Source organism: Streptomyces sp. NPDC034086 (assembly GCF_055575515.1).
In genome coordinates, this window is sequence record NZ_JBVISM010000003.1 from 521,861 (window position 1) to 544,235 (window position 22,375).

The 22,375-nt window shown below is 72.5% G+C and carries 22 protein-coding genes and 3 tRNA genes; 20 read left to right on the forward strand and 5 right to left on the reverse strand.

What is annotated here, in order from left to right:
* Positions 1-57 precede the first annotated feature (57 nt).
* The 11 genes from ACZ514_RS12330 (at position 58) to ACZ514_RS12380 (ending at position 9,756) form a co-directional block, all read left to right on the forward strand.
* Positions 58-1,020, forward strand: a complete 963-nt coding sequence (locus ACZ514_RS12330) for a trypsin-like serine peptidase (protein ID WP_468700608.1) — start codon at positions 58-60, stop codon at positions 1,018-1,020.
* A 60-nt stretch (positions 1,021-1,080) separates the two neighbouring features.
* Positions 1,081-1,168 (forward strand) — tRNA-Ser (locus ACZ514_RS12335).
* A gap of 220 nt (positions 1,169-1,388) precedes the next feature.
* A complete protein-coding gene (locus ACZ514_RS12340; RefSeq protein ID WP_469124653.1) occupies positions 1,389-1,805 on the forward strand; it encodes a DUF6344 domain-containing protein in 417 nt (138 codons plus the stop codon).
* 277 nt (positions 1,806-2,082) lie between these two features.
* The gene (locus ACZ514_RS12345) at positions 2,083-2,256 is read left to right on the forward strand and encodes a hypothetical protein (RefSeq protein ID WP_468700614.1); all 174 of its coding nucleotides are present in this window, start codon (positions 2,083-2,085) and stop codon (positions 2,254-2,256) included.
* A gap of 201 nt (positions 2,257-2,457) precedes the next feature.
* Positions 2,458-3,609: an acyl-CoA dehydrogenase family protein gene (locus ACZ514_RS12350; protein ID WP_469124654.1), complete on the forward strand. Its 1,152-nt coding sequence runs from the start codon at positions 2,458-2,460 to the stop codon at positions 3,607-3,609.
* Positions 3,606-4,580: a bifunctional MaoC family dehydratase N-terminal/OB-fold nucleic acid binding domain-containing protein gene (locus tag ACZ514_RS12355; RefSeq protein WP_469124655.1), complete on the forward strand. Its 975-nt coding sequence runs from the start codon at positions 3,606-3,608 to the stop codon at positions 4,578-4,580. Before ACZ514_RS12350 ends, ACZ514_RS12355 begins: the two co-directional genes overlap by 4 nt.
* A gap of 1 nt (position 4,581) precedes the next feature.
* Entirely contained in the window at positions 4,582-5,616 is a 1,035-nt protein-coding gene (locus ACZ514_RS12360; RefSeq protein WP_469124656.1) for an acyl-CoA dehydrogenase family protein, read from the forward strand.
* Positions 5,613-6,002, forward strand: a complete 390-nt coding sequence (locus tag ACZ514_RS12365; RefSeq protein WP_469124657.1) for a MaoC family dehydratase — start codon at positions 5,613-5,615, stop codon at positions 6,000-6,002. Before ACZ514_RS12360 ends, ACZ514_RS12365 begins: the two co-directional genes overlap by 4 nt.
* A complete protein-coding gene (locus tag ACZ514_RS12370) occupies positions 5,999-7,165 on the forward strand; it encodes a lipid-transfer protein (protein WP_469124658.1) in 1,167 nt (388 codons plus the stop codon). Before ACZ514_RS12365 ends, ACZ514_RS12370 begins: the two co-directional genes overlap by 4 nt.
* A 134-nt stretch (positions 7,166-7,299) precedes the next feature.
* Positions 7,300-7,833: a SigE family RNA polymerase sigma factor gene (locus ACZ514_RS12375; protein WP_468164205.1), complete on the forward strand. Its 534-nt coding sequence runs from the start codon at positions 7,300-7,302 to the stop codon at positions 7,831-7,833.
* A 273-nt stretch (positions 7,834-8,106) separates the two neighbouring features.
* The gene (locus tag ACZ514_RS12380) at positions 8,107-9,756 is read left to right on the forward strand and encodes a long-chain fatty acid--CoA ligase (RefSeq protein WP_468164207.1); all 1,650 of its coding nucleotides are present in this window, start codon (positions 8,107-8,109) and stop codon (positions 9,754-9,756) included.
* Between the two features lie 18 nt (positions 9,757-9,774).
* On the opposite strand, the gene ACZ514_RS12385 is transcribed toward ACZ514_RS12380, so the two are convergent.
* From ACZ514_RS12385 to ACZ514_RS12395, 3 genes are all read right to left on the reverse strand, one after another.
* Positions 9,775-10,350 carry an antibiotic biosynthesis monooxygenase gene (locus ACZ514_RS12385; protein ID WP_468164209.1) on the reverse strand — a complete coding sequence of 192 codons (576 nt, stop codon included), beginning with the start codon at positions 10,348-10,350 and terminating at the stop codon, positions 9,775-9,777.
* A 13-nt stretch (positions 10,351-10,363) separates the two neighbouring features.
* Positions 10,364-13,597: a response regulator gene (locus ACZ514_RS12390; RefSeq protein WP_469124659.1), complete on the reverse strand. Its 3,234-nt coding sequence runs from the start codon at positions 13,595-13,597 to the stop codon at positions 10,364-10,366.
* A 119-nt stretch (positions 13,598-13,716) separates the two neighbouring features.
* The gene (locus ACZ514_RS12395) at positions 13,717-14,139 is read right to left on the reverse strand and encodes an SSI family serine proteinase inhibitor (protein ID WP_468700628.1); all 423 of its coding nucleotides are present in this window, start codon (positions 14,137-14,139) and stop codon (positions 13,717-13,719) included.
* A 177-nt stretch (positions 14,140-14,316) separates the two neighbouring features.
* Here ACZ514_RS12395 and ACZ514_RS12400 point away from each other — a divergent pair.
* From ACZ514_RS12400 to ACZ514_RS12440, 9 genes are all read left to right on the forward strand, one after another.
* Positions 14,317-14,407: transfer RNA gene (locus ACZ514_RS12400), tRNA-Ser, on the forward strand.
* A gap of 361 nt (positions 14,408-14,768) precedes the next feature.
* Positions 14,769-14,841, forward strand: a tRNA-Arg gene (locus tag ACZ514_RS12405).
* Positions 14,842-15,019: 178 nt separating this feature from the next.
* A complete protein-coding gene (locus ACZ514_RS12410) occupies positions 15,020-15,385 on the forward strand; it encodes a PH domain-containing protein (protein ID WP_468164215.1) in 366 nt (121 codons plus the stop codon).
* A gap of 311 nt (positions 15,386-15,696) precedes the next feature.
* Complete coding sequence (locus ACZ514_RS12415; protein WP_468164217.1) at positions 15,697-16,131, forward strand: Lrp/AsnC family transcriptional regulator; 435 nt, start codon at positions 15,697-15,699, stop codon at positions 16,129-16,131.
* Positions 16,128-17,018 carry a DUF2797 domain-containing protein gene (locus ACZ514_RS12420; protein ID WP_469124660.1) on the forward strand — a complete coding sequence of 297 codons (891 nt, stop codon included), beginning with the start codon at positions 16,128-16,130 and terminating at the stop codon, positions 17,016-17,018. The genes ACZ514_RS12415 and ACZ514_RS12420 overlap by 4 nt, the downstream gene beginning before the upstream one ends.
* A 123-nt stretch (positions 17,019-17,141) precedes the next feature.
* Complete coding sequence (locus ACZ514_RS12425; protein ID WP_468164221.1) at positions 17,142-17,480, forward strand: antibiotic biosynthesis monooxygenase family protein; 339 nt, start codon at positions 17,142-17,144, stop codon at positions 17,478-17,480.
* Positions 17,464-18,345, forward strand: coding sequence for an amidohydrolase family protein (locus tag ACZ514_RS12430; protein ID WP_469124661.1), 882 nt, complete (start codon positions 17,464-17,466; stop codon positions 18,343-18,345). The genes ACZ514_RS12425 and ACZ514_RS12430 overlap by 17 nt, the downstream gene beginning before the upstream one ends.
* 71 nt (positions 18,346-18,416) lie before the next feature.
* Positions 18,417-19,184, forward strand: a complete 768-nt coding sequence (locus ACZ514_RS12435) for a response regulator transcription factor (protein WP_469124662.1) — start codon at positions 18,417-18,419, stop codon at positions 19,182-19,184.
* A 238-nt stretch (positions 19,185-19,422) separates the two neighbouring features.
* Positions 19,423-20,070: a TetR/AcrR family transcriptional regulator gene (locus ACZ514_RS12440; RefSeq protein WP_469124663.1), complete on the forward strand. Its 648-nt coding sequence runs from the start codon at positions 19,423-19,425 to the stop codon at positions 20,068-20,070.
* Between the two features lie 58 nt (positions 20,071-20,128).
* Here the strand turns inward: ACZ514_RS12440 and ACZ514_RS12445 are convergent, their stop codons facing one another.
* Together ACZ514_RS12445 and ACZ514_RS12450 are read right to left on the reverse strand one after the other, a co-directional pair.
* Positions 20,129-21,772, reverse strand: coding sequence for an MDR family MFS transporter (locus ACZ514_RS12445; RefSeq protein ID WP_469124698.1), 1,644 nt, complete (start codon positions 21,770-21,772; stop codon positions 20,129-20,131).
* An 82-nt stretch (positions 21,773-21,854) separates the two neighbouring features.
* Positions 21,855-22,286, reverse strand: coding sequence for a MarR family winged helix-turn-helix transcriptional regulator (locus ACZ514_RS12450; RefSeq protein WP_468164231.1), 432 nt, complete (start codon positions 22,284-22,286; stop codon positions 21,855-21,857).
* Between the last annotated feature and the right edge of the window lie 89 nt (positions 22,287-22,375).

Here is a 22,375-nt window from a genome sequence, read left to right on the forward strand (position 1 = left end):
CTTCACCCCCACCCCTGCCCGGGTCGATCCGGCACGGGCACGGCAGAAGGAGTCTGCGTGAATCGTCATCGCACGGCGGCATCCGTCCTCCTCGCCGCGGGCGCCCTGCTCGCGGGCGCCCTGACGGCGGCCTCCCCCTCGGCGGCCGCCGAATCGCCCTCCTCGTACCGGCCCGTGCAGACCCCCGGCTTCTGGACCGCCGAGCGGATGCGTCAGGCCACCCCGCTCGACCTGACGGCGGCCCCCGGCGGCGCGCGTACGGCGCCCACGACGAAGGCGCCCGTGACGACGGCCCTCCCGACCCGGATCCCCCCGACCTCACCCACGTCCGTCATGGCGTTCCCGCAGGCCGGCGGCGCCTGGACGAGCGGCGGAGCCGTGGTGAGGACCTCGGGCCGGGTGTTCTTCACCTTCCAGGGCCGCACGGCCTCCTGCTCCGGCGACTCGATCACCAGCCAGAACGGCAGCACCGTGATCACCGCCGGGCACTGCGTGAAGTACCAGGGTGCCTGGCACACCAACTGGATCTTCGTGCCCGCGTATGACAACGGCAACGCCCCGTTCGGCCAGTGGCCGGCGACCAAGACCTTCGCCACCGACCAGTGGGCGGCGAACGAGGACATGAACATGGACGTCGGCCTCGCCGTCGTCGCCCCGCTGAACGGCCAGAAGCTCAGCCAGGTCGTCGGCGCGCAGGGCCTCCTGTTCAACGGCGGCTACAACAAGCGCATGTACTCCTTCGGCTTCCCCGCGGCCGCGCCCTACGACGGCACCAAGCTCGTCTACTGCAGCGCCAACACGGGCAAGGACTTCCTGCTGACCAAGGACCACAGCATGGCGTGCAACATGACGGGCGGCTCCAGCGGCGGCCCCTGGTTCCAGGACTTCAACGAGTCCACGGGCCTCGGCACCCAGGTCTCGGTGAACAGCTTCGGCTACACCTTCCTGCCGAACACGATGTTCGGGCCCTACTTCGGCAACGAGGCGAAGGCGGCCTACGACAAGGCCCAGGCCTCCTGACCCGGCCGCCCGGAACACCCACCCCACCCACCCCCACATCCCGGTACTCTGTACCGGCCAGGTGGGTTGCCCGAGCGGCCTAAGGGAACGGTCTTGAAAACCGTCGTGGCGCGAGTCACCGTGGGTTCAAATCCCACACCCACCGCCACACCTCAGCGCACGCGCTGACCAAGAAGGGGCGTCCCGATCCGGGGCGCCCCTTCGGCGTGAGGTGCTGTCCCCGTGGGGTGGGGTGGCCGCCCCTGGGCCTTCCGGGTGGTGTTTGTCGGAAGATCGGCGCGCGAGGTGGGGGTCGTGCGGTTGCGGCCACATCATGACGAATGTATGCAGATCCGCCCGTCGGAACATCCCGCAATGGAGGGCCCGTCATGTCGCACCGCAGCATCGCCTCGATCTGGACCACCGTCCTCGCCGCGCTCGTGGCGCTCCTGGCCGCACTCGGTCTCGGTGGGAAGGCGGCCCGGGCCGCCGCCGGTGAAGCGGTCGCCGCCCCCGCGGCTCCGACGGTGCGCCGGCGGCCGGGTGCGGTGGCGCGGCGGACGTGGCGGGCGGTGATGCGGGGCGGTTCGCTCCCGCCGACGATCAAGCAGCGGATCCGGGCCGAGGCCCACGGCAAGGCCCCGTCGGTCCGGCGCTCGACCACCGCCGCTTCCCGCGCCGCCGGTGCCGTCGCCGCCGCTGTCCCGGCCCTCGCCCCCGATGCTGCCGCCACCGCCGTCACCGCCGAGGCCCCCGTCGCCCCCGTTCCCTCCGGTGACCGGGGCCGGCTCTCCCTCGCCGCCTAGCGGGGAGCGGCGGCAGGAGCTGCCGCGCGGCAGATCGGCAAGGGACGGCAGGATGCGGCGCGGGCGCGCCGCGCAGCGCCTCCGGGAGTGAGGCGCAGGGGGCCGCACCGGCGTTCGTCCGGGGCGTGCGGGGGTGTGCAGGCTGGTACGGCAGGGCCGCAGGGCCGGGAGACGGTGGGGTTCCCGGACGGAGCGGCCCTTTTCGGCATGTCCGGGGCGGGCCGGTTTGGCGGGGATTCGGTGGGCGACTCTGGATCCGCGACGTCGTCAATCGAACGTGAGCGTCGCGAGCGTCGTCGGCGGTGGTGTGGGCGGCGGCAACAGCGGCAACAACGCCATTTCGCAGCAGGTGGCCACCGGCTCCGGAGCGTCCCACCGGAACAACACCGCACAGGTCAACGGCTCGGCGTACACGGCGATCCAGCAGGCCAACCCCAACGTCGCGCGGTGAACTGCCTCCCCCGGCGGTAGGCGGCACCGCCCTGGCCGCTTGGCCGATGAGGGCGCCCGTACGACCGGACCGGCTGGGGTCCCGTCGTGCGGGCGCCCTCGTGCGCGTACCGACCGCCGGCTCGCGCGACCTTGACATCCACAGCGAATCTGACGGACAGTCAGGTCAATGCGTCCGATGTGATGCCGGGAGGCCAGCGCCGTGCACCTCGCCCCGTCCGAAGGCCAGGCACGCCTGCGCGCCGAACTGCGCGCGTACTTCCGGGACCTGCTCTCCCACGGACTGCCCGAAGACCCGGCCGCCCAGCGCGCGGTGCTGCGCCGCATCGGCGCCGACGGGCTGCTCGGCCTCGGCTGGCCCGTCGAGTACGGAGGACAGGGACGGGGGCCCGACGAGCAGTTCGTCTTCTTCGACGAGGCCTACCGTGCCGGCGCCCCCGTCTCCATGGTCACGCTCAACACCGTCGGCCCCACCCTCATGAGGTACGGCACCCAGCACCAGAAGGACTACTTCCTGCCCCGGATCCTGCGGGGCGAGACCGTCTTCGCCATCGGCTACTCGGAGCCCGAGGCCGGCACCGACCTGGCCGCACTGCGCACCAGGGCCGTCCGCGACGGCGGCGAGTGGGTGATCGACGGGCAGAAGGTCTTCACCTCGAACGCCCAGAACGCCGACTGGATCTGGCTGGCCTGCCGCACCGACCCGCAGGCCCCCAAGCACAAGGGCATATCGATCATCCTGGTGCCCACCGACAGCCCCGGCTTCTCCTGGACCCCCATCGAGACCGTCGGCGGCCTCACCACCACCGTTACGTACTACGACGGCATCAGGGTCCCCGACGGCAACCTCGTCGGCCCCGAACACGGCGGCTGGGGCCTCATCACCAACCAGCTCAACCACGAACGGATCGCCCTTGCCGCCATCGGCATGCAGGCCGAGGACTTCTACGAGCAGGCGCTGCGCCACGCCCGCACCAGGGACCCCGCCACCGGCGAGCGTCCGGCCGACCACCCCTGGGTGCGGTCCCGGCTCGCCGAGGCACACGCCCGGCTGGCCGCCGTACGCCTCCTCAACTGGCGCCTCGTCCAGGACGTCGGAGCGGGCACCCTCGCCCCGGGAGACGCCAGCGGCGTGAAGTTCCTCGGCACCGAGTCCACCGTCGAGGTGTACCGGATCTGCCAGGAGGCGGTGGGCGAGGAGGCCCTCGTACGCGGCCCGCGGGCCTTCGCGGGCGGCGAGCTGGAGCGGATGAACCGCGCCGCCCAGATCAACACCTTCGGCGGCGGGGTCAGCGAGGTCCAGCGGGAGATCGTCGCCATGACGCGGCTCGGAATGAAGGGGAGGAAGCGATGACCGGCGGGGACAGCGACCGGTTCCACGAGCGGCTCAAGGCCTTCGAGGGGCTGCCCGCCGCCACCGCCGGCCGGGCCAAGGACGCCGTCAACGAGGCGATGATCCGCCACTGGTGCGAGGCGATGGGCGACACCAGTCCCGCCTACACCGGACCGGACGCCATCGCCCCGCCCACCATGCTCCAGGCCTGGACGATGGGCGGCCTCTCCGGCCACACCGACCGCTCCCGCGCCTACGACGAGCTGCTCGCCCTCCTCGACGGCCAGGGCTGCACCTCCGTGGTCGCCACCGACTGCGAGCAGGAGTACCTGCGCCCGCTGCGCCCGGGCGACGAGGTGACCTTCGACGCCGTGATCGAGTCGGTCTCGCCGCGCAAGACGACCAAGCTGGGCACCGGTCACTTCGTGACGACCCGGATGGACGTCCGCGCGAACGGCGAACCCGTCGGCACCCACCGCTTCCGCATTCTGAAATACGCCCCGGCCGCCGGGCCGGAACGCGGCCCGGAGACCCGGTCCCACTCGCAACGCAGCCGCTCCGGGGCCCCGTCCCGGCCGCGCCCCGTGATCAACCGCGACAACCAGGGCTTCTGGGACGGGGTCCGCGAGCACAGACTGCTGATCCAGCGCTGCACCGCCTGCGCGACCCCGCGCTTTCCCTGGCTGCCGGGCTGCAACGCCTGCTCCTCCCCCGACTGGGACACCGTCGAGGCCGGCGGCGCGGGCACGGTCTTCTCGTACGTCGTCATGCACCACCCGCCCTTCCCCGCCTTCACCGCGCACGAGGATCCCGCCGACGCGGCGCGCCCTTACGCGGTGGCCCTGGTCGAGCTGGCCGAGGGGGTACGCATGATCAGCAACATCACCGGCGTCCCCCACGACAAGGTCCGCATCGGCCTGCCCGTACAGCTGGAGTTCCTGCGCGTCGACGACTCCCTCGAACTGCCCGTCTTCCGGGCGGAGGCCGGCTGACATGGACTTCCGCCCCACCGAGGAACAGGCCGCCGCGGCCGGTCTGGCCGCCAGGATCTTCGGCGACCTCGCCACCCACGAGCGCCTCGCCGCCGCCGGCACCGGCAGCGACGCCGAGCTCTGGAAGGCCCTGACCTCCGCCGGACTGACCGCCGCCGTCGAGGACATCGGCCTCCTCGGCCTGGTGCTGCTGCTCGAGGAGCAGGGCCGCACCACCGCGCAGGTCCCGTACGCCGCCACCTGCGCGTACGGCGTCCTGCCGGTGGCCGCGCACGGCACCCCCGAACAGCGGGCCCGGATGCTGCCCGCACTCGGCTCCGGCGAGGCCGTGGCCACCGGCGCCTTCCCGGAGCGCGGCCGGTTCACCGCCACGCCCCACGGCCGCCTCACCGGCACCGCACCCGTCGTGCCCTGGCTGCGCGACGCCACGCACGTGCTGGTCCCCGACACCGGCCGGTCCCTGTGGCTCGTACGGACGGACGGGCCCGGAGTCACCGCACGGCCGGTGGAGACGACCGCGCCCTGGTCGGCGGGAACCCTCACCCTGGACGGGGCACGGGCGGAGCGGCTCGGCGGCCCCGAGGCCTACGGCCGGGTACTGGAGACCGCCCGCACCGCCTTCGCCGGACTCCAGGCCGGGGTCTGCGCGGGGTCACTGGCACGCGCCGTGGAACACACCTCCACGCGCGAGCAGTTCGGGCGGCCGCTGTCCACGAACCAGGGAGTCATGCTCCGCGCGGCAGACGCCCACATGGACACGGAGGCGATCCGGGTCACCGCGTACGAGGCGGCCTGGCGGATCGACGAAGGACTCCCGGCCCGCGAGCACGCCCTCACGGCGGCCTGGTGGGCCTCCGAGGCGGGCAAGCGGGTCGTCCACGCGGGCCAGCACCTGCACGGCGGGACGGGCGCCGACCTCGACCATCCCGTCCACCGGCACTTCCTGTGGGGCCGCCAGCTGGACGCCTACCTGGGCTGCGGCAGCGAGCTGCTGGCCGAACTGGGCGCGCTCCTATCCGAGGGGGAACAGGCATGAACGTCGGCGACGCGCTGCCGCCGCTGGAGATCCCGGTCACCCGCACCCTGATCGTGGCGGGGGCGATCGCCTCCCGCGACTACCAGGACGTGCACCACGACGCGGAACTCGCCCGCGCGAAGGGGTCGCCGGACATCTTCATGAACATCCTCACCACCAATGGCCTGGTCGGCCGGTACATCACCGACCACCTCGGCCCGCGCGTGATCCTGCGCAAGGTGGCCATCCGCCTCGGAGCCCCCAACTACCCGGGCGACATCATGACCCTCACGGGCACGGTCACCGCCATCGACGGGGACACCGCCGAGATCCGGGTCGTCGGATCCAATCGCATCGGCCACCATGTCACCGGTACCGTGACCGTCCGCCTGGGGGCGGGGGCATGAGCGTCCGCAGCCGCGACGACCTCGGCGGCCGGGCCGCCATCGTCGGCATCGGCGCGACCGAGTTCTCCAAGGACTCGGGCCGCAGCGAGCTGAGGCTCGCCGTCGAGGCGGTGCACGCCGCCCTCGACGACGCCGGGCTCACCCCCGCCGACGTCGACGGCATGGTCACCTTCACCATGGACACCAGCCCCGAGATCACCGTGGCCCAGGCGGCCGGCATCGGAGAGCTCTCCTTCTTCTCCCGCATCCACTACGGCGGCGGCGCGGCGTGCGCCACCGTCCAGCAGGCCGCGCTCGCCGTCGCCACCGGGGTCGCCGAGGTCGTGGTCTGCTACCGCGCCTTCAACGAGCGCTCCGGCCGCCGCTTCGGGTCCGGCGTCCAGCAACGAGAACCCTCGGCGGAGGGCGTGGCCCTCGGCTGGTCCCTGCCGTGGGGGCTGCTCACCCCGGCGTCCTGGGTGGCCATGGCCGCCCAGCGTTACCTGTACGCCTACGGCCTGACCCCGGACGCCTTCGGCCACGTCGCGGTCACCGGCCGGAGGTACGCCGCGAACAATCCCGCCGCCTACTTCCACGGCAGACCCATCACCCTCGCCGACCACGCGGCCTCGCGCTGGATCGTCGAACCGCTGCGGCTGCTGGACTGCTGCCAGGAGACCGACGGCGGTCAGGCCCTCGTCGTCACCACGGCGGAGCGGGCCCGTGACCTGCGCCAGAAGCCCGCCGTGATCACCGCGGCGGCGCAGGGCGCCGGCCGCCGCCAGGAGGCCATGACCTCCTTCTACCGCGACGACCTCACCGGCTTGCCCGAGATGGACGTGGTAGCGCGCCAGCTGTGGCGCACCAGCGGGCTGCGGCCCCCGGACATCGACGTGGGCATCCTCTACGACCACTTCACCCCCTTCGTCCTCATGCAGCTGGAGGCGTTCGGCTTCTGCGGCCCGGGGGAGGCCGCCGACTTCACGGCGGCCGGAGCGCTCCCCCTCAACACCCACGGGGGGCAGCTCGGGGAGGCGTACCTGCACGGCATGAACGGGATCGCCGAAGCCGTCCGCCAGCTGCGCGGCACCTCTGTCAACCAGCTGCCCGGAGCGGAGCACGTACTGGTCACGGCCGGTACGGGGGTGCCGACCTCCGGCCTGATCCTTGGGACCGGGCTCTGACCCCGGTCCCGGTGGCCGGGCGGGCCCTCCACCTTCAGGAGGTGGGCCGCGGCCCGGCCGTACAACCTGAGAGGGATCCGGCTTCGGCACCTGGGGCCGATCCCAGGGGGACGTGCCGCTTCTAGCGTGGAGCCATGACCACGCCTGTATGCACGCTCGCCTCGAATCCGACGCCGTACCCGTCGTTCTCGGCGTACGTCCGTACCCGTGGCACCGTCCTCCTGCGCACCGCGCGCTCCCTCACCGCCAACCCTTGTGACGCCGAGGACCTGCTCCAGACGGCTCTGGCGAAGACCTATGTCGCCTGGGACCGCATCGAGGACCACCGGGCCCTGGACGGCTATGTCCGGCGGGCCCTGGTCAACACGCGCACCTCACAGTGGCGCAAGCGCAAGGTCGACGAGTTCGTCTGTGACGAGATCCCGGAGAGCGAGGCGCTGGAGGGCACCGACCCGGCGGAGGCACAGGCCCTGCGGGACGCGATGTGGCGCGCGGTGACCCGGCTGCCCGCCCGACAGCGGGCCATGGTCGTCCTGCGCTACTACGAGGACATGAGCGAGGTGCAAACGGCCGAACTGCTCGGTGTCTCGGTCGGCACGGTCAAGAGCGCGGTCTCGCGGGCTCTGGTCAAGCTGCGTGAGGACCCCGAACTCACTCCGGTGCGCTGAATCCCCGGCGTTGTTTCACGTGAAACGGACCGCCTTTCCCATGGAAAGCGCCTGGTGTTTCACGTGAAACGGCTGGCTTTCTGGCGTGAAACGGCTAGCTGTTTCGCCTGAACCATGGCCGTTTCACGTGAAACAACGGCGGGAGAGGGGTTGGTCACAATGATCAGCCGCTCCGTTTGTACTCCCGGGTAGTGACATGCCGACCGGTACGTGCGCAGAATCGGCTGCACCCTAAAGCCACCGCAGCGCCGCAGCGCTCACCGGGAGGACGCTTTGCTGAGCACCATGCAGGACGTACCACTCCTCGTCACCCGCATACTGCAGCACGGGATGACGATCCACGGGAAGTCCCAGGTCACGACCTGGACCGGGGAGGCCGAGCCGCACCGCCGCAGCTTCGCCGAGATCGGTGCCCGCGCCACCCGCCTCGCCAGCGCCCTGCGTGACGAGCTCGGAGTCCGGCAGGACGACCCCGTTGCCACGCTCATGTGGAACAACTCGGAACACGTCGAGGCCTACCTCGCGATTCCGTCCATGGGCGCCGTCCTGCACACGCTCAATCTGCGTCTGCCCCCCGAGCAGCTCGTCTTCATCGTCAATCACGCCGCCGACAAGGTCGTGCTCGTCAACGGAACCCTGTTGCCGCTGCTGGCCCCGCTGCTGCCGCACCTGCCCACCGTCGAGCACGTCGTCGTCTCCGGTATCGGCGACCGCTCCGCCCTGGACGGCCTCGGCGTCCGCGTGCACGAGTACGAGGAACTCCTGGAAGGCCGCTCCGAGCACTACGACTGGCCCGAGCTGGACGAGCGCCAGGCCGCGGCGATGTGCTACACCTCCGGCACCACCGGCGACCCCAAGGGCGTCGTCTACTCCCACCGGTCCATCTACCTGCACTCCATGCAGGTCAACATGGCCGAGTCGATGGGCCTCACCGACCGGGACACCTCGCTGGTCGTCGTCCCGCAGTTCCACGTGAACGCCTGGGGACTGCCGCACGCCACCTTCATGACCGGTATCAACATGCTGATGCCGGACCGGTTCCTCCAGCCGGCCCCGCTCGCCGAGATGATCGAACGGGAGAAGCCCACGCACGCCGCGGCAGTCCCCACCATCTGGCAGGGACTGCTCGCCGAGGTCACCGCCCGCCCCCGTGACCTGACCTCGATGAAGCAGGTCACCATCGGCGGCGCGGCCTGTCCGCCCTCCCTGATGGAGGCCTACGACAAGCTCGGCGTCCGCCTCTGCCACGCGTGGGGCATGACGGAGACCTCGCCTCTGGGCACCATGGCGCACCCGCCGGCCGGGCTGACCGCCGAGGAGGAATGGCCGTACCGGGTCACCCAGGGCCGCTTCCCGGCCGGTGTCGAGGCCCGCCTCGTCGGGCCCAACGGCGACCACCTCCCCTGGGACGGCGAGTCCGCCGGCGAGCTGGAAGTCCGCGGCAACTGGATCGCCTCCTCCTACTACGGCGGCGCCACAGGGGCCCCGGACCGTCCCGAGGACAAGTTCAGCGCGGACGGCTGGCTCAAGACCGGGGACGTCGGCGTGATCAGCCCCGACGGCTTCCTCACCCTCACCGACCGGGCCAAGGACGTCATCAAGTCCGGGGGTGAGTGGATTTCCAGCGTTGACCTGGAGAACGCCCTGATGGCCCACCCCGAGGTGGCCGAGGCGGCGGTCGTCGCCGTCCCGGACGACAAGTGGGGCGAGCGCCCGCTGGCCACGGTCGTCCTCAAGGAGGGCGCCACCGTGGACTACGCCGGACTGCGCGCGTTCCTCGCCCAGTCGATCGCGAAGTGGCAGCTCCCGGAGCGCTGGGCGATCGTCGGTGCCGTGCCGAAGACCAGCGTCGGCAAGTTCGACAAGAAGGTGATCCGCAAGCAGTACGCCGACGGCGAGCTGGACGTCACCACGCTCGGCTAGCCGACCTGTCCCGCCGGATCAGCCGCGCGTGAGCCACGACCTCAGCAGCCGGCTGACGGCGGGCATGGCCACGTAGGTCATCAGGGTGCTGAAGACGACCGCGAAGGCGGCCGTCCGCACCACGAAGTGCAGGTCCACCAGGTACGGCCCGAGCAGCGCGTTGCCCGCCAGCGAGATCGGGAAGATGGCCAGCCCCGAGCTGATCACCATCTTCCAGCGCGGCGGCGCGGGCCGGGCCGTACCCGGCTTGGCGAACCAGGTCTCCATGCCGTGCAGTTCACGGCGGGCTATCTCGGTGTGGTGGTGCCCCAGGCAGTTCGAGAACCACTGGGCCCGCTCGGGGGAGTCCTGCCAGCGCTGGAAGGCCGCCTGGTCGCGGAAGCGGTGCACCAGGAACCACGGCCCGCCCTCGGTGGCGGGCCGGAACAGTCCGTACCCGAGGTGCCCGGGGAACGCGGCGGCCGTTTCCAGGATCCCGTGGGCCCAAGCCTCGAACGTCTCCTCGTGGCCGGGCTCCACCTGCCGGGCGATGAGCAGGTTGACCTCCCCGTTGTCGGCGGGAACGGGGCGCTCGGACGCGTCGGTGATGGCCATGGGGCCAGGATCGCTAGTTGGTCCCGATCTTGGCGAGCAAGTCCACGATGCGGCCCTGCACGTCGGCGGTGGTGGCCCGCTCGGCGAGGAACAGCACGCTCTCGCCGGAGGCCAGCCGCGGCAGGTCGGCCGGACCGATCCCGGCGGTCGTGTAGACGACCAGCGGGGTGCGGTTCAGCAGTCCGTGCCCGCGCAGCCAGTCCACGATCCCGGCCCGCCGGCGGCGGACCTGCATCAGGTCCATGACCACCAGGTTGGGCCGCATCCGGGTCGCCAGCTCCACGGCGTCGGTGTCCGCGCCCGCCCTGGCGACCTGGAGGCCGCGCCGCTCCAGCGCGGCGGTCAGCGCGGTGGCGATCTCGTCGTGCTCCTCGATCAGCAGGACCCGGGACGGGTGCTGCTCGCTGTCGCGCGCCGCGAGCGCCTTGAGGAGGACGGCGGGGTCGGCGCCGTACGCCGCCTCGCGCGTGGCGTGTCCCAGCCCGGCCGTCACCAGCACGGGCACCTCGGCGGCCACCGCGGCCTGGCGCAGGGACTGCAGGGCGGTCCGGGTGATCGGCCCGGTGAGCGGGTCGACGAACAGCGCGGCGGGGAACGCCGCGATCTGCGCGTCCACCTCCTCGCGCGAGTGCACGATCACCGGGCGGTAGCCGCGCTCGCTGAGTGCCTGCTGCGTCTGCGCGTCTGGAGCCGGCCACACCAGCAGCCGGCGCGGGTTGTCCAGCGGCTCCGGCGGCAGCTCGTCGTCCACGGGCTGCGGCACGGGCCGGTTGACCACCTCGACCGCACCCCCGGGGCCGTCCAGCGGCTCGGGACCCTCGGCGGCGCCCGCCTCGGGTGCCCCTATGGCGAAGGCCCGCCCCTGCGGCGCGGGTTCGGCGAGGCGCCGGCGCCGGCCGGAACCGGAACCTTCCGCGCCCGCCGCGGCCGGGTCCACGGAGATGCCCTGGCCCAGGGTGCCGAGAGCACGCACGCTGATCGGCTGCGCCCCGTTCGCCGGAGCCTCACCGGGCCGGCGGGCACCGGGGACGGCGGGCTGCCCGGCGGCTGCTCCGTCCTCGGGAGCGGTGCGGGCCGCGGGAACCGGCCAGGCGGGAGTCGAGGGCAGGGCGCGCCGCCGTCCGGTCGGAGGCCCGGGCTCCGCACCGGCCGCCGGCTCCGGCGGCTCGGGTGCCGCGGGTGCCCCGAGTACCCGTCGGCCCCGGCGCCCACCCGGGCCGTCGGAGTCGGCCTCGGCGGAAGCGGAACCTGCGGCGGGCCCGGCGGGCAGGGCGAAACCACCCTCGGGGGCGATGGGGCGGGGCGCGGCGGGAGCCGGGATCCCGGCTCCCGGCACCGGGCCCGCGGGCTGCGCGGCCGCCCCGGCCGGCCCCAGCGCCCGGCGGCGGCCCGCCGGGTGCTCGGTCACCGGGACCGGGGGCACCGTCGGAACGGGCGGCAGCGCGGGCATGGCGGTGCCCTGCGGGGGCACCGGCCGCTCGTGCGGGGCGTCATCGCCGTCGCGGCCGCGCCGGCGCCCGGTACCGAGCCCCGCCGGGTTCACCGGGGACTGCGCCAGCTCCGCCGGCCCGGACGGGACGGCCTGCGCGGGGACTTCGCCCTCCACCCGGCGACGCCCCGAAGGCAGCGCGAGCGCGCCCCCGCCCTCGCGCGCCCCGGCGGCCTTCGCCCCGGCGGCCCCGTCCTCCAGGAAGGCGTCGACGCCGCGCCTGCCCCGCCGGCCGCCGGAGACCGTCGCGGGGGCGGCCTCGGGCTCCATGGCGGGCTGCTGTTCCGGCTCGGGCAGGGTCACCGTCCCGGCGCCCGAACCCAGGGGCAGCTCCAGCACGTACGCCCCGCCGGGCGCGCCGGGCACCTCGACCGTCTGCAGGACCCCGCCGTGCGCGGTCACGATGCCCCGCACGATCGGCTCGTGCACCGGGTTGCCGCCCTCGTAGGGGCCGCGCACCTCGATCCGTACGACGTCGCCCCGCTGGGCTGCGGCCACCACGATGGTGGAGTCGCCGTACCCGTTGCCCTGGGCGGTCTTGCCGGTGGCGTCCACCCCGGCGACATCCGTGATCAGGTGCGCGAGGGCGGCCGCGATCCGCTCCGCGTCCACCTCGGCCTCGATCGTCGGGGCATGGACGGCGAACTGCGCCCGCCCGGGACCGATCAGCTCGACCGCACCGTCGACGCCCGCCGCGACGACCGCGTTGATGAGGACGTTCTTCTTCTTGAGCTTGTCGCTGCCCGCGTCCAGGCGCTGGTACTCGAGCACGTTGTCCACGAGCGTGGTCATGCGCGAGTAGCCGGCGGCGAGATGGTGCAGCAGCTGGTTGGCCTCCGGCCACAGCTGTCCGCCGTCGTCCGCGGCCAGCGTGGCCAGCTCCCCGCGCAGCTCCTCCAGCGGACCGCGCAGGGAGTCCTTGAGGACGGCCAGCAGCTGGGCGTGGCGCGCCGCGAGGGCGTCGTACGGGCGGCGGTCGGTGAAGGTCATCACCGCGCCGACGAGCAGCTCCCCGTCCCGTACGGGCGAGGTGGTCAGGTCGACGGCGACGGGCTGTCCGGCCTTGTTCCACAGCACCTGGCCGCGCACCCGGTGCTTGCGCCCGCTGCGCAGGGTGTCGGCGAGCGGGGACTCGTCGAAGGGGAAGGGCGAGCCGTCGGCCCGCGAGTGCTGGACCAGCCCGTGCAGTTCGCGGTTGCCGAGGTCGGTGGCGCGGTACCCGAGGATCTGCGCGGCGGCCGGATTGACGAGGACGACGCGGCCCTCGGTGTCCGTACCCACGACGCCCTCGGCGGCGGCGCGCAGGATCATCTCCGTCTGCCGCTGCGAGCGGGCCAGCTCGGCCTCGGTGTCCACGGTCTCGGAGAGGTCCCGGACGACGAGCATCAGGAGTTCGTCGCCGGTGTAGGGCTGGGGCTCGCGGTAGGCGTCACGTCCGTCGAGGTGGGCGCTGGTGACCTCGACGGGGAACTCGCTGCCGTCGGTGCGGCGCGCGATCATCCGTTTCGGCCGGGAACGGCCCTCTTCGCGGTCGCCGGGGCGGCGCATCGATCCCGGGATCTGCTTGGAGTCGAACTCCGGCAGGAGGTCGAGCACTCCTCGGCCGACGAGCCCGGTGCCGGGGCTCTCCATGACCTCGAGGGCGATCGAATTGGCGTTGACGACCGTGCCGTTGGCGTTGACGAGCAACAGCGCGTCCGGGAGCGCGTCGAGTATTGCTGCGAGGCGAGCAGCGCCTCGGGATGGCCTGCTGCTCACGACGAGCTTCCTCCCTGACCACGACTACCGGCATGTCACGGGAGGAGTCTAAGGGCACCGCCCTGCCGCGAGGTGGCGGATGTACGGGGGAAAGCGCGCATCCGCCGCATCGTCGCAGGTCAGGAATGCTCCCCCGGAAGCACAGGTTCCAGGTTCTTCCACCGGGCGATGTCGCAGCCGTTCGTGCGCTGGAAGGTGCTGTCCACCTTCTCGCCGCGCCACGTTCCGGTGATGCGGGCGACGGCCGACCCGCCGTACTGGAAGGAGCAGTTCTTGGAGTCCGGCTCGGCGAAGGGGTCCTTGCCCTGCCTGGACAGGGTGTCGAGACGGGCGCAGGCCTTCTCGGCGAAGGGGTGGTCGCCGCCGGCGGGGTGGCACTCCAGTCGGTGCGTGCCGTCGACGAGACGGTTGCCGCTCTTGGAGATCTCGATGGTGAGCCGGTCGGGTGCGGTCAGCAGCCGTCCCAGGGGCAGAGGCGGCAGCGGTCCGGCAGCCGCGGCGGCCAGGGCGGAGGTGACGGCGAAGGCGGCGAGACGCAGCATGGGGCACTCCAGGTCGTCCGTACGTCGTACGCCTCACCAACGACGTTCCCGCCCGGACGTTGCGTGCTTAAGCCTTTGCCCTGCGGCCCCGGCTCCTTGTACCGTTGGGAGCGGATTGGTGACCGGCCCCGCGCCTGTGTCATCATCTGCACGCACCTTCGTACGCGAAGGTGTGCTGGAGGCGTCGCCTAGTCCGGTCTATGGCGCCGCACTGCTAATGCGGTTTGGGGCTTACACCCCATCGAGGGTTCAAATCCCTCCGCCTCCGCACCTCACCGAAGCCCCGGTCCTGATGGACCGGGGCTTCGGTGCGTTCCGGGCACCGGTGCGCGTCGGAGTCGCAGGGCGGGCCGACGGCTGGTGGCGGTGTGTGCGTCACGGCGGCTGCGGGGCGACGGGCGCCGGGCGTGAGCCGCGCCGGTGCGTTCAGGCCTTGGAGGGGTTTGGGGCGGCCCCTGAGGGGTAGCCCGCCGGGCCCGGAGCTGTGTCGTGGATCCTCCCGGATGATCTTCTCCCGGGGCGTTTCCGCAGGTCAGAGGCGTTGGAGCTAATGGATTTCGCGTCCCGGCGAGGTCCATGTATTGTTGTTCTCGCAAGGCCAACGGGGCGAAAAACCCCGGGAAGCCCAAGCACTCGTAGCTTAACGGATAGAGCATCTGACTACGGATCAGAAGGTTGCAGGTTCGAATCCTGCCGAGTGCACAGCCGAGAGGCCCTCAGGACAAGTCCTGAGGGCCTCTTTCGTGTGCGGTGGCAGTACCGGAGGGGGAGAGGTCCCCCGGAAGAACTCAGGGGCGGGATGGCTCCTGAGGGGGACGTGGACCACGCGGCCGCCCCGCTAGGGTTTCGAAGATCGTTCGAACCTTGGTGGGGGGCTCTCATGGGACTGTTCGGGAACGCGCACACCGTCGACCCGTCGTCGGCGCAGCGGGACTACGCGCGGCTGCTGGGGAACGGGGAGCAGGTCTACGCCGCGTACCTGCTGGTGCGCGACACGATCCTGTTCACCGACCGGCGGCTGGTGTTCGTCGACAAGCAGGGGCTGACGGGCAAGAAGGTGGAGTACCACTCCATCCCGTACCGGAGCATCACGCACTTCTCGGTGGAGACCGCCGGGCATTTCGATCTCGACGCCGAGCTGAAGATCTGGATATCCGGCAGCCCGGCGCCGATCGAGAAGACCTTCACCAAGGGCGTCGACATCTACGAGATGCAGGCGGTCCTGACGCAGTTCGTCGCGCGCTAGCCGGACGTCGGCTGGACGCCCGTGCGGGCCGAGCGGCGAACGGCTCCGGGGCGGCGGCAGCCGGCGTGGAGCCGGGCCCGACGGGTGCGGCCGTCGGCGCGCGGCCGGTGCGGGGAGTGGCCGGTGCGGGGAGTGGTCGTCCGTGATGTCCGGGAAGAGGGTCAGGGATGATCCGCCGAATTCCCTCCGCTGGGTGAAGCGCCGAATTCTGTTCGGCTGGATGGCGCGATGGCAGGATCAGGTACCGTCTTTGCCGGAACCGAGGTCTCAGGCGGCTCAAGGGGCCGGCGGCCCCACGGGAGGAAGACGGCGTGGACGACATCGACCGGGCGCTCGTCCAGCGCCTCCAGCAGGACGCGGGCCAGTCCTACGCCGCCCTGGGGGCGGCCGTGGGCCTCTCGGCCGGAGCCACCCATGAGCGGGTACGCAAGCTGCGCGAGCGCGGGGTCATCCGGCGGACCACCGTCGACGTGGATCCGGCCGCGGTCGGCAGCGGGGTGCTGGCCTACGTGATGGTGGACTCCAACGCGTGGATGGGCGAGTCCGCGGAGGACTTCGCCGCCATCCCCGAGATCCAGGAGGCGCACATCATCGCGGGCAGCGCCTCGGTGCTGGTCAAGGTGCGCACGGCCACCACCGAGCAGCTCCAGGACGTCCTGCGCCGGCTCTACGCCATCGACGGTGTCAGCGGAACGCAGGCCACGGTGGTCCTGGAGACCTTCTTCGAGCGGCCGCTCCCCCTGTGACCGCGGCCGCCGGGGGCTGGTGGTGTACCGGGATCCGGTGGAGCGCGCGGGGTCCCGCCATCGGGTGGTGCGGGCGTGGGGAGCGCGGCAGCCCGCTCGTCCCCGGGCAGCGGCTGGCCTTCGCCGCCCGCGGCGAGCGGCACTGCCTGGGCGTGCGGCGGGCCGGGAAGCGGACGCCGTGTCCCGCGACGCGCCCGGTACCGGGCCGCGCGGGGAGTGCCCAGTGCCCCGAGTGCGCCCGGCTGGACCGGTCCTTCTCGGTGGCCGCCGACACCAACGTCGCCGATCCGCGCACCTATCGGGTGTACCTGGCCTGGTTCGGGCCGGGGATGGTCAAGGTCGGCATCACCGCCGAGGAGCGCGGGCCGGTGCGGCTGCTCGAGCAGGGGGCGGTGACCTGGGCCTGGCTGGGGCGCGGGCCGCTGATGGCGGCCCGCCGGACCGAGGAGCTGCTGCGGGCCGCCCTGGGGGTGCCCGACCGGATCGCGTACGCCCGCAAGCGCGCCGTACGGGCCCAGCTGCCGCCGGAGCCCGAGCGGGCCCGGGAGGTCGCCGCACTGCACGCGCGGGCCGCCGCGCTGCCCGGCTGGCCGGAGTCCCTGGAACGGCTGGGGTGCGAGATCACCGACCATGCCGGGGCCTTCGCCCTGGCGGGGCTGCCGGTCCCGGTCCGCCTGGTCACGGAGCTGGTGCCCGGCGCGGCCGTCGTGGGGCGGCTGGCGGGGGCCGCCGGGCCGGACCTGCACTTCGCGGACGGGCTCGTGGTGGACACCCGGCTGCTGGCCGGATGGGAGCTCGCCGCCGCTCCGGACGGGGCGCGGACCGACGCACCCGTCACCGTGTTCGCGCCCGCGCCGTCCGGGGCCGAACAGGGCGGACTGTTCTGACCCCCACCGTCCGCCCCCGGGTCTCCTCCCGCTCCGGGGAGCAAGGTCAAAACTTGGATCCCTTTGGCCCGCGGAGGCCGCTTTTCGTGGACACACCAGGGGACTTCCGCGGAGGGTGTGGGCATGAGCATTCAGCCCGTTCCGGCGTTCGAACCGCCGTACGTGATGGCCGTATTCAGCAATGTCCGCACCTCTGACGAGAGCGGCTACCCGGAGACCAGCGACCGGATGAACGAGATCGTCCGGGAGAACCCCGGCTTCCTCGGCTACGAGTCCGCCCGCACGCCCGGCGGCCTCGGCATCACCGTCGCCTACTTCCGCGACCACGAGTCCCTCGGCGCCTGGCGGGAGGACCTGGAGCACCAGGCAGCTATGAAGCAGGGCCGCGCCCAGTGGTACGAGAGCTACACCCTGCACGTCGCGACCGTCGAGCGGAGCCACGGCTTTGCCCGCAACGGCTGACGCGGTCCGCGCCTTCCGGGAGCGGCTCGGACGGCCCGGCCTGGTGGACGTCCACACGCACTTCATGCCGGAGCGCGTGCTGGACAAGGTCTGGGACTACTTCGACGCCGTCGGCCCGCTGACCGGCGTCGAGTGGCCGATCACCTACCGCCACGAGGAGGAGCAGCGGGTGGCGCTGCTGCGGGAGTTCGGGGTCCGTGCCTTCACCTCCATGCTGTACCCGCACAAGCCGGCGATGGCCGCCTGGCTCAACGCCTGGGCCGCGGACTTCGCCGCCCGCACCCCCGACTGCCTGCACACCGCGACGTTCTTCCCGGAGGAGGACGTGGCGGCGTACACCGCTCAGGCCGTGGCGGGCGGGGCGCGGGTCTTCAAGGCGCACCTCCAGGTCGGCGGCTACGACCCCAACGACCACCGGCTGGAGCCGGTCTGGGGGCTGCTGGCCGAGGCGGGGATCCCGGCCGTCGTCCACTGCGGTTCGGGCCCGGTCCCGGGCAAGCACACCGGACCGGGGCCGATCGCCCGCCTGCTGGCCCGCCACCCGCGGCTGCCGCTGGTCGTCGCCCACATGGGGATGCCCGAGTACACGGACTTCCTCGACCTCGCCGACCGGTACCCCGAGGTGCGCCTCGACACCACCATGGTCTTCACCGACTTCGCCGAGCGGCTCAGCGCCTTCCCGTCCGGGGCGCTCGGGCGGCTCGCCGACCTCGGGGACCGGATCCTGCTGGGCACCGACTTCCCGAACATCCCCTACCCCTACGAGCACCAGCTTGAGGCCCTGGAACGGCTCGGGCTGGGTGACGACTGGCTGCGCGCGGTCTGCCACGACAACGGCGCCCGCCTGTTCGGCCTCGCTCTCTGAGCCCGGTGTTTCTCAGGAGATTCACAGACAGGCGCAAGGACGCTCTCAGGGGCGGACGCCAACGTGGGGTCATGACCGCGACGACCACTTCCCACGCGTCCCCGTCCACCGGCGCCCCGACGGCCCTGCTGGGGCCGCACGGCGGACCCTGCCGGGTCCTCGTCGTCGACGACGAGGCGTCCCCGTCCGAACTGCTCTCCATGGCCCTGCGCTACGAGGGCTGCGAGGTCCGCGGCGCCGGTGACGGGGCCGGCGCGGTACGGGCGGCGGGGGAGTTCCGGCCGGACGTGGTGGTGCTCGACGTCGTGCTCCCGGACATGGACGGGCTGGCCGTCCTGGGACTGCTGCGCCGGGAACTCCCGCAGGTCCCGGTGCTGTTCCTGACCGCCAAGGACTCGGTGGAGGACCGCGTCGCGGGCCTGACGGCGGGCGGCGACGACTACGTCGCCAAGCCGTTCAGCCTGGAAGAGGTCGTGGCCCGGCTGCGCGGGCTGGTGCGCCGCTCCGGCGCGGCGCGGGCCGCGCGCGGCGGTCCGGTCCTGGCCGTCGGCGACCTGCGCCTCGACGAGGACAGCCGCGAGGTGGTCCGGGGCGGCCGGGAGATCCGGCTGACCGCCACCGAGTTCGAGCTGCTGCGCTACCTGATGCGCAATCCGCGCCGGGTGCTGAGCAAGGCGCAGATCCTGGACCGGGTGTGGTCCTACGACTTCGGCGGCCAGGCCAATGTGGTGGAGCTCTACATCTCCTACCTGCGCCGGAAGCTGGAGGCCGGCACCGGCCTGCCCCCGATGATCCACACCCGGCGCGGCGCCGGCTACCTGATCAAACCGGCCGAGTAGGGCTCCCGCCCGCCCGCCCCGCCCCCGCGCCGCCCCTGCCCCGTCCCTCTTCCGCCCCCGCCCCGCCCTTGCCCCGTCCTTCTCCCGGCCCTGCCCCGCCCCTCTTCCGCCCCTGCCCCGCCCCTGCCCCGGCCCCGGCCCGTCCTGATCCTCCCCCGATCCACGCGCCACCCCCTAGCATCAAGAGGGCGGACCGGGCATTCCGGGCTGATCCCCTTGTGGTGAGGAGGGCGCCTCCATGGTGACCGAGGCCGATCCGGGCGACACCAGGACCAGTGTGTGGCTGGCCGCCAGGCCCGCCGCCCCCGCCAGACGGCGCAGCGAGGCGCCTTCGGGCCTGGACCGGGACCGGATCACCGCCGCCACCGTGCGGCTGCTGGACGCGGAGGGGCTCGGCCGGTTCTCGATGCGCCGGCTGGCCGCCGAACTCGGGGTCACCGCGATGTCCCTGTACTGGTACGTGGACACCAAGCACGACCTGCTCGAACTGGCCCTGGACAGCGCGCTGGGCCAGCAGCGGCTGCCCGCGGGACCGCCCCCTCGCGGCGGCTGGCCCGCCCGGCTGCGGTCCCTCGCCCGCGGCTACCGGCGACTGCTCGCGGAACACCCGTGGGTGGCGCCGCTCAGCGTCGCCTACCCGAACATCGGCCCGCACGCCCGGGCCTTCGACGCCGCCCTGCACCGGATGCTGGAGGCCACCGGCCTGGTGGGCGCCGCCCGCACCGGCGCGCACCTGGCGGTCTCCCAGTTCCTCAGCGGCTGCGCCCTGAACGGATGCGGCGGCACGGTCCGGCGGGCGGCCGAGGCGGAGTTCGCCCTCGCCCTCGACGTCCTGATCGCCGGCATCCAGGCCAAGGCCGCGCACACGGCGGCGGCCCGGGCCTGAACCCCGTCGGGGTCCCGGCCCGGGCCGCCCGGAGCCCGCCCGCTTCAGCCCGTCCGGCTCAGGCCCCGGCCCGGACGGTGTCCGTGGCGGTGTCCGTGGCGGGGTTCCTGGCGGCGTTCGTGGCGGCGTCCGAGGCGGGGTTCCTGGCGGCCGTCGCGGCGGCGTCCGTACCGCCGCCCTCGGCGGCCGGGCTGTGCAGGGACGGCTTCGACTTCAGCGCGACCTCCTTGATGAACAGCACCAGCAGCAGCGCGAGCAGCGCGGTCGGGGCGGCGTACAGGAACACGTCGCCGACGCCGTGCCCGTAGGCGGACTCGATGACGGTGCGGAACGGCGCGGGCAGCTTGTCGAGGTCGGGGATCCCGCCCCCGGCGGTGCCGCCGTGTCCGAGGGCCGCCGCCTTCGGGCCGAGCGCGGCCAGCCCGTCCTGGACGTAGTGGGTGACCCGGTTGGCCATGACCGCGCCCAGCGCCGAGACGCCCACGGCGCCGCCGAGCGAGCGGAAGAAGGTGACGACGGAGCTGGCGGCGCCGAGGTCTTCGGGGGCCACCTGGTTCTGCGTCGCGAGGACCAGGTTCTGCATCATCATGCCGAGGCCGAGCCCCGTCAGCGCCATGCAGAGCGCGATCTGCCAGTACGGGGTGTCGTAGCGCAGGGTGCCGAGCAGCCCGAGCCCGGCGGTCAGCAGCACGCCGCCGGAGACCAGCCAGGCCTTCCACCTGCCGGTCTTGGTGATGACCTGGCCGGAGACCGTGGAGGAGACGAAGAGGCCGCCGATCATCGGGATGGTCAGGACGCCGGACATGGTGGGGGACTCGTTCCGGGCCAGCTGGAAGTACTGGCTGAAGAAGACCGTGCCGGAGAACATCGCGATGCCGACGAAGAGCGAGGCGGCGGAGGCCAGGCTGATGGTCTTGTTGCGGAACAGCCGCAGCGGGATGATCGGGTCGCTCGCGCGGGACTCGACCAGGAGGAAGAGCAGGCCGAGCACCACGGCGCCGCCGGTCATCGCCAGGGTGGTCCAGGAGATCCAGTCGTACGAGTCCCCGGCCTGGGTGACCCAGATCAGCAGCAGCGAGACGGCCCCGCTGATCAGGAAGGCGCCGAGCCAGTCGACCTTGACGTCGCGGCGGACCACCGGGAGCCGCAGGGTCTTCTGGAGCACGATCAGCGCGATCACCGCGAACGGCACGCCGACGTAGAAGCACCAGCGCCAGCCGAGCCATTCGGTGTCGGTGATGACGCCGCCCAGCAGCGGGCCGCCGACGGTGGCGACGGCGAAGACCGCGCCGAGGTAGCCGCTGTAGCGGCCGCGCTCACGCGGGGAGATCATCGCGGCCATCACGATCTGGGCGAGGGCGGAGAGGCCGCCGACGCCGATGCCCTGGACCACGCGGCACGCGATCAGCATCCCGGTGTTCTGGGACATGCCGGCGATCACCGAGCCGAGTACGTAGATGACCAGGGATATCTGGACGAGCAGTTTCTTGCTGAACAGGTCGGACAGCTTGCCCCACAGCGGGGTGGCGGCCGTCATCGACAGCAGGGCGGCGGTGACGACCCAGGTGTAGGAGGACTGGGTGCCGCCGAGGTCGCTGATGATCTGGGGCAGGGCGTTGGAGACGATCGTCGAGGACAGGATCGCCACGAACATGCCGAGCATGAGCCCGGACAGCGCCTTCATGATCTGCGGGTGCGTCATGGGTGCGCCGTCGGACGTGGTCTCCGACCGGCCGCCTCCCCGCACACCGTCGGGTGTGGTCGTAGCCATGTGTTTCCTTTGCCTAGAAGCTCGATCGGAGTCGGGCCAGCAGGGTGTTCAGTACGTCGATGTCCTCGGCCGGCCAGTCGGCCAGGGCTCTCTCCAGCGCGTCCGTGTAGCGGGCGCCGAGCTCGGTGAGCACGGTGCGCCCCGCGTCGGTGAGGCGCAGGATCCGGCAGCGGCCGTCACCGGGGTCGGTCTCCCGTTCGATCCAGCCGTGGCGCGCCACGTGGGCGACGTGCCGGCTGCTGACCGAGATGTCGACGCCCATGAACTCGGTGAGCCGGCTGAGCCGCATCTCGCCGTGCCGGTCGAGGATGGTGAGGACGGTGGCCGAGCCGGGCGGGCACTGCGCGGGCAGCATCCGGGCCAGGTCGCGTTTGACCGCGCCGATTCCGGTGAGCTGGCGGGCCAGCTCCTCGTAGCGGGTGTGCTGGGCCGTCTGCGTGGTCACCGGGAACCGCCCCCATCTTGTTGCTTAAGGCAACCATAGAACCGCATGGTTGCTACAGGCAAATGATTCGGGGGGTGGGAGCGGTAAAG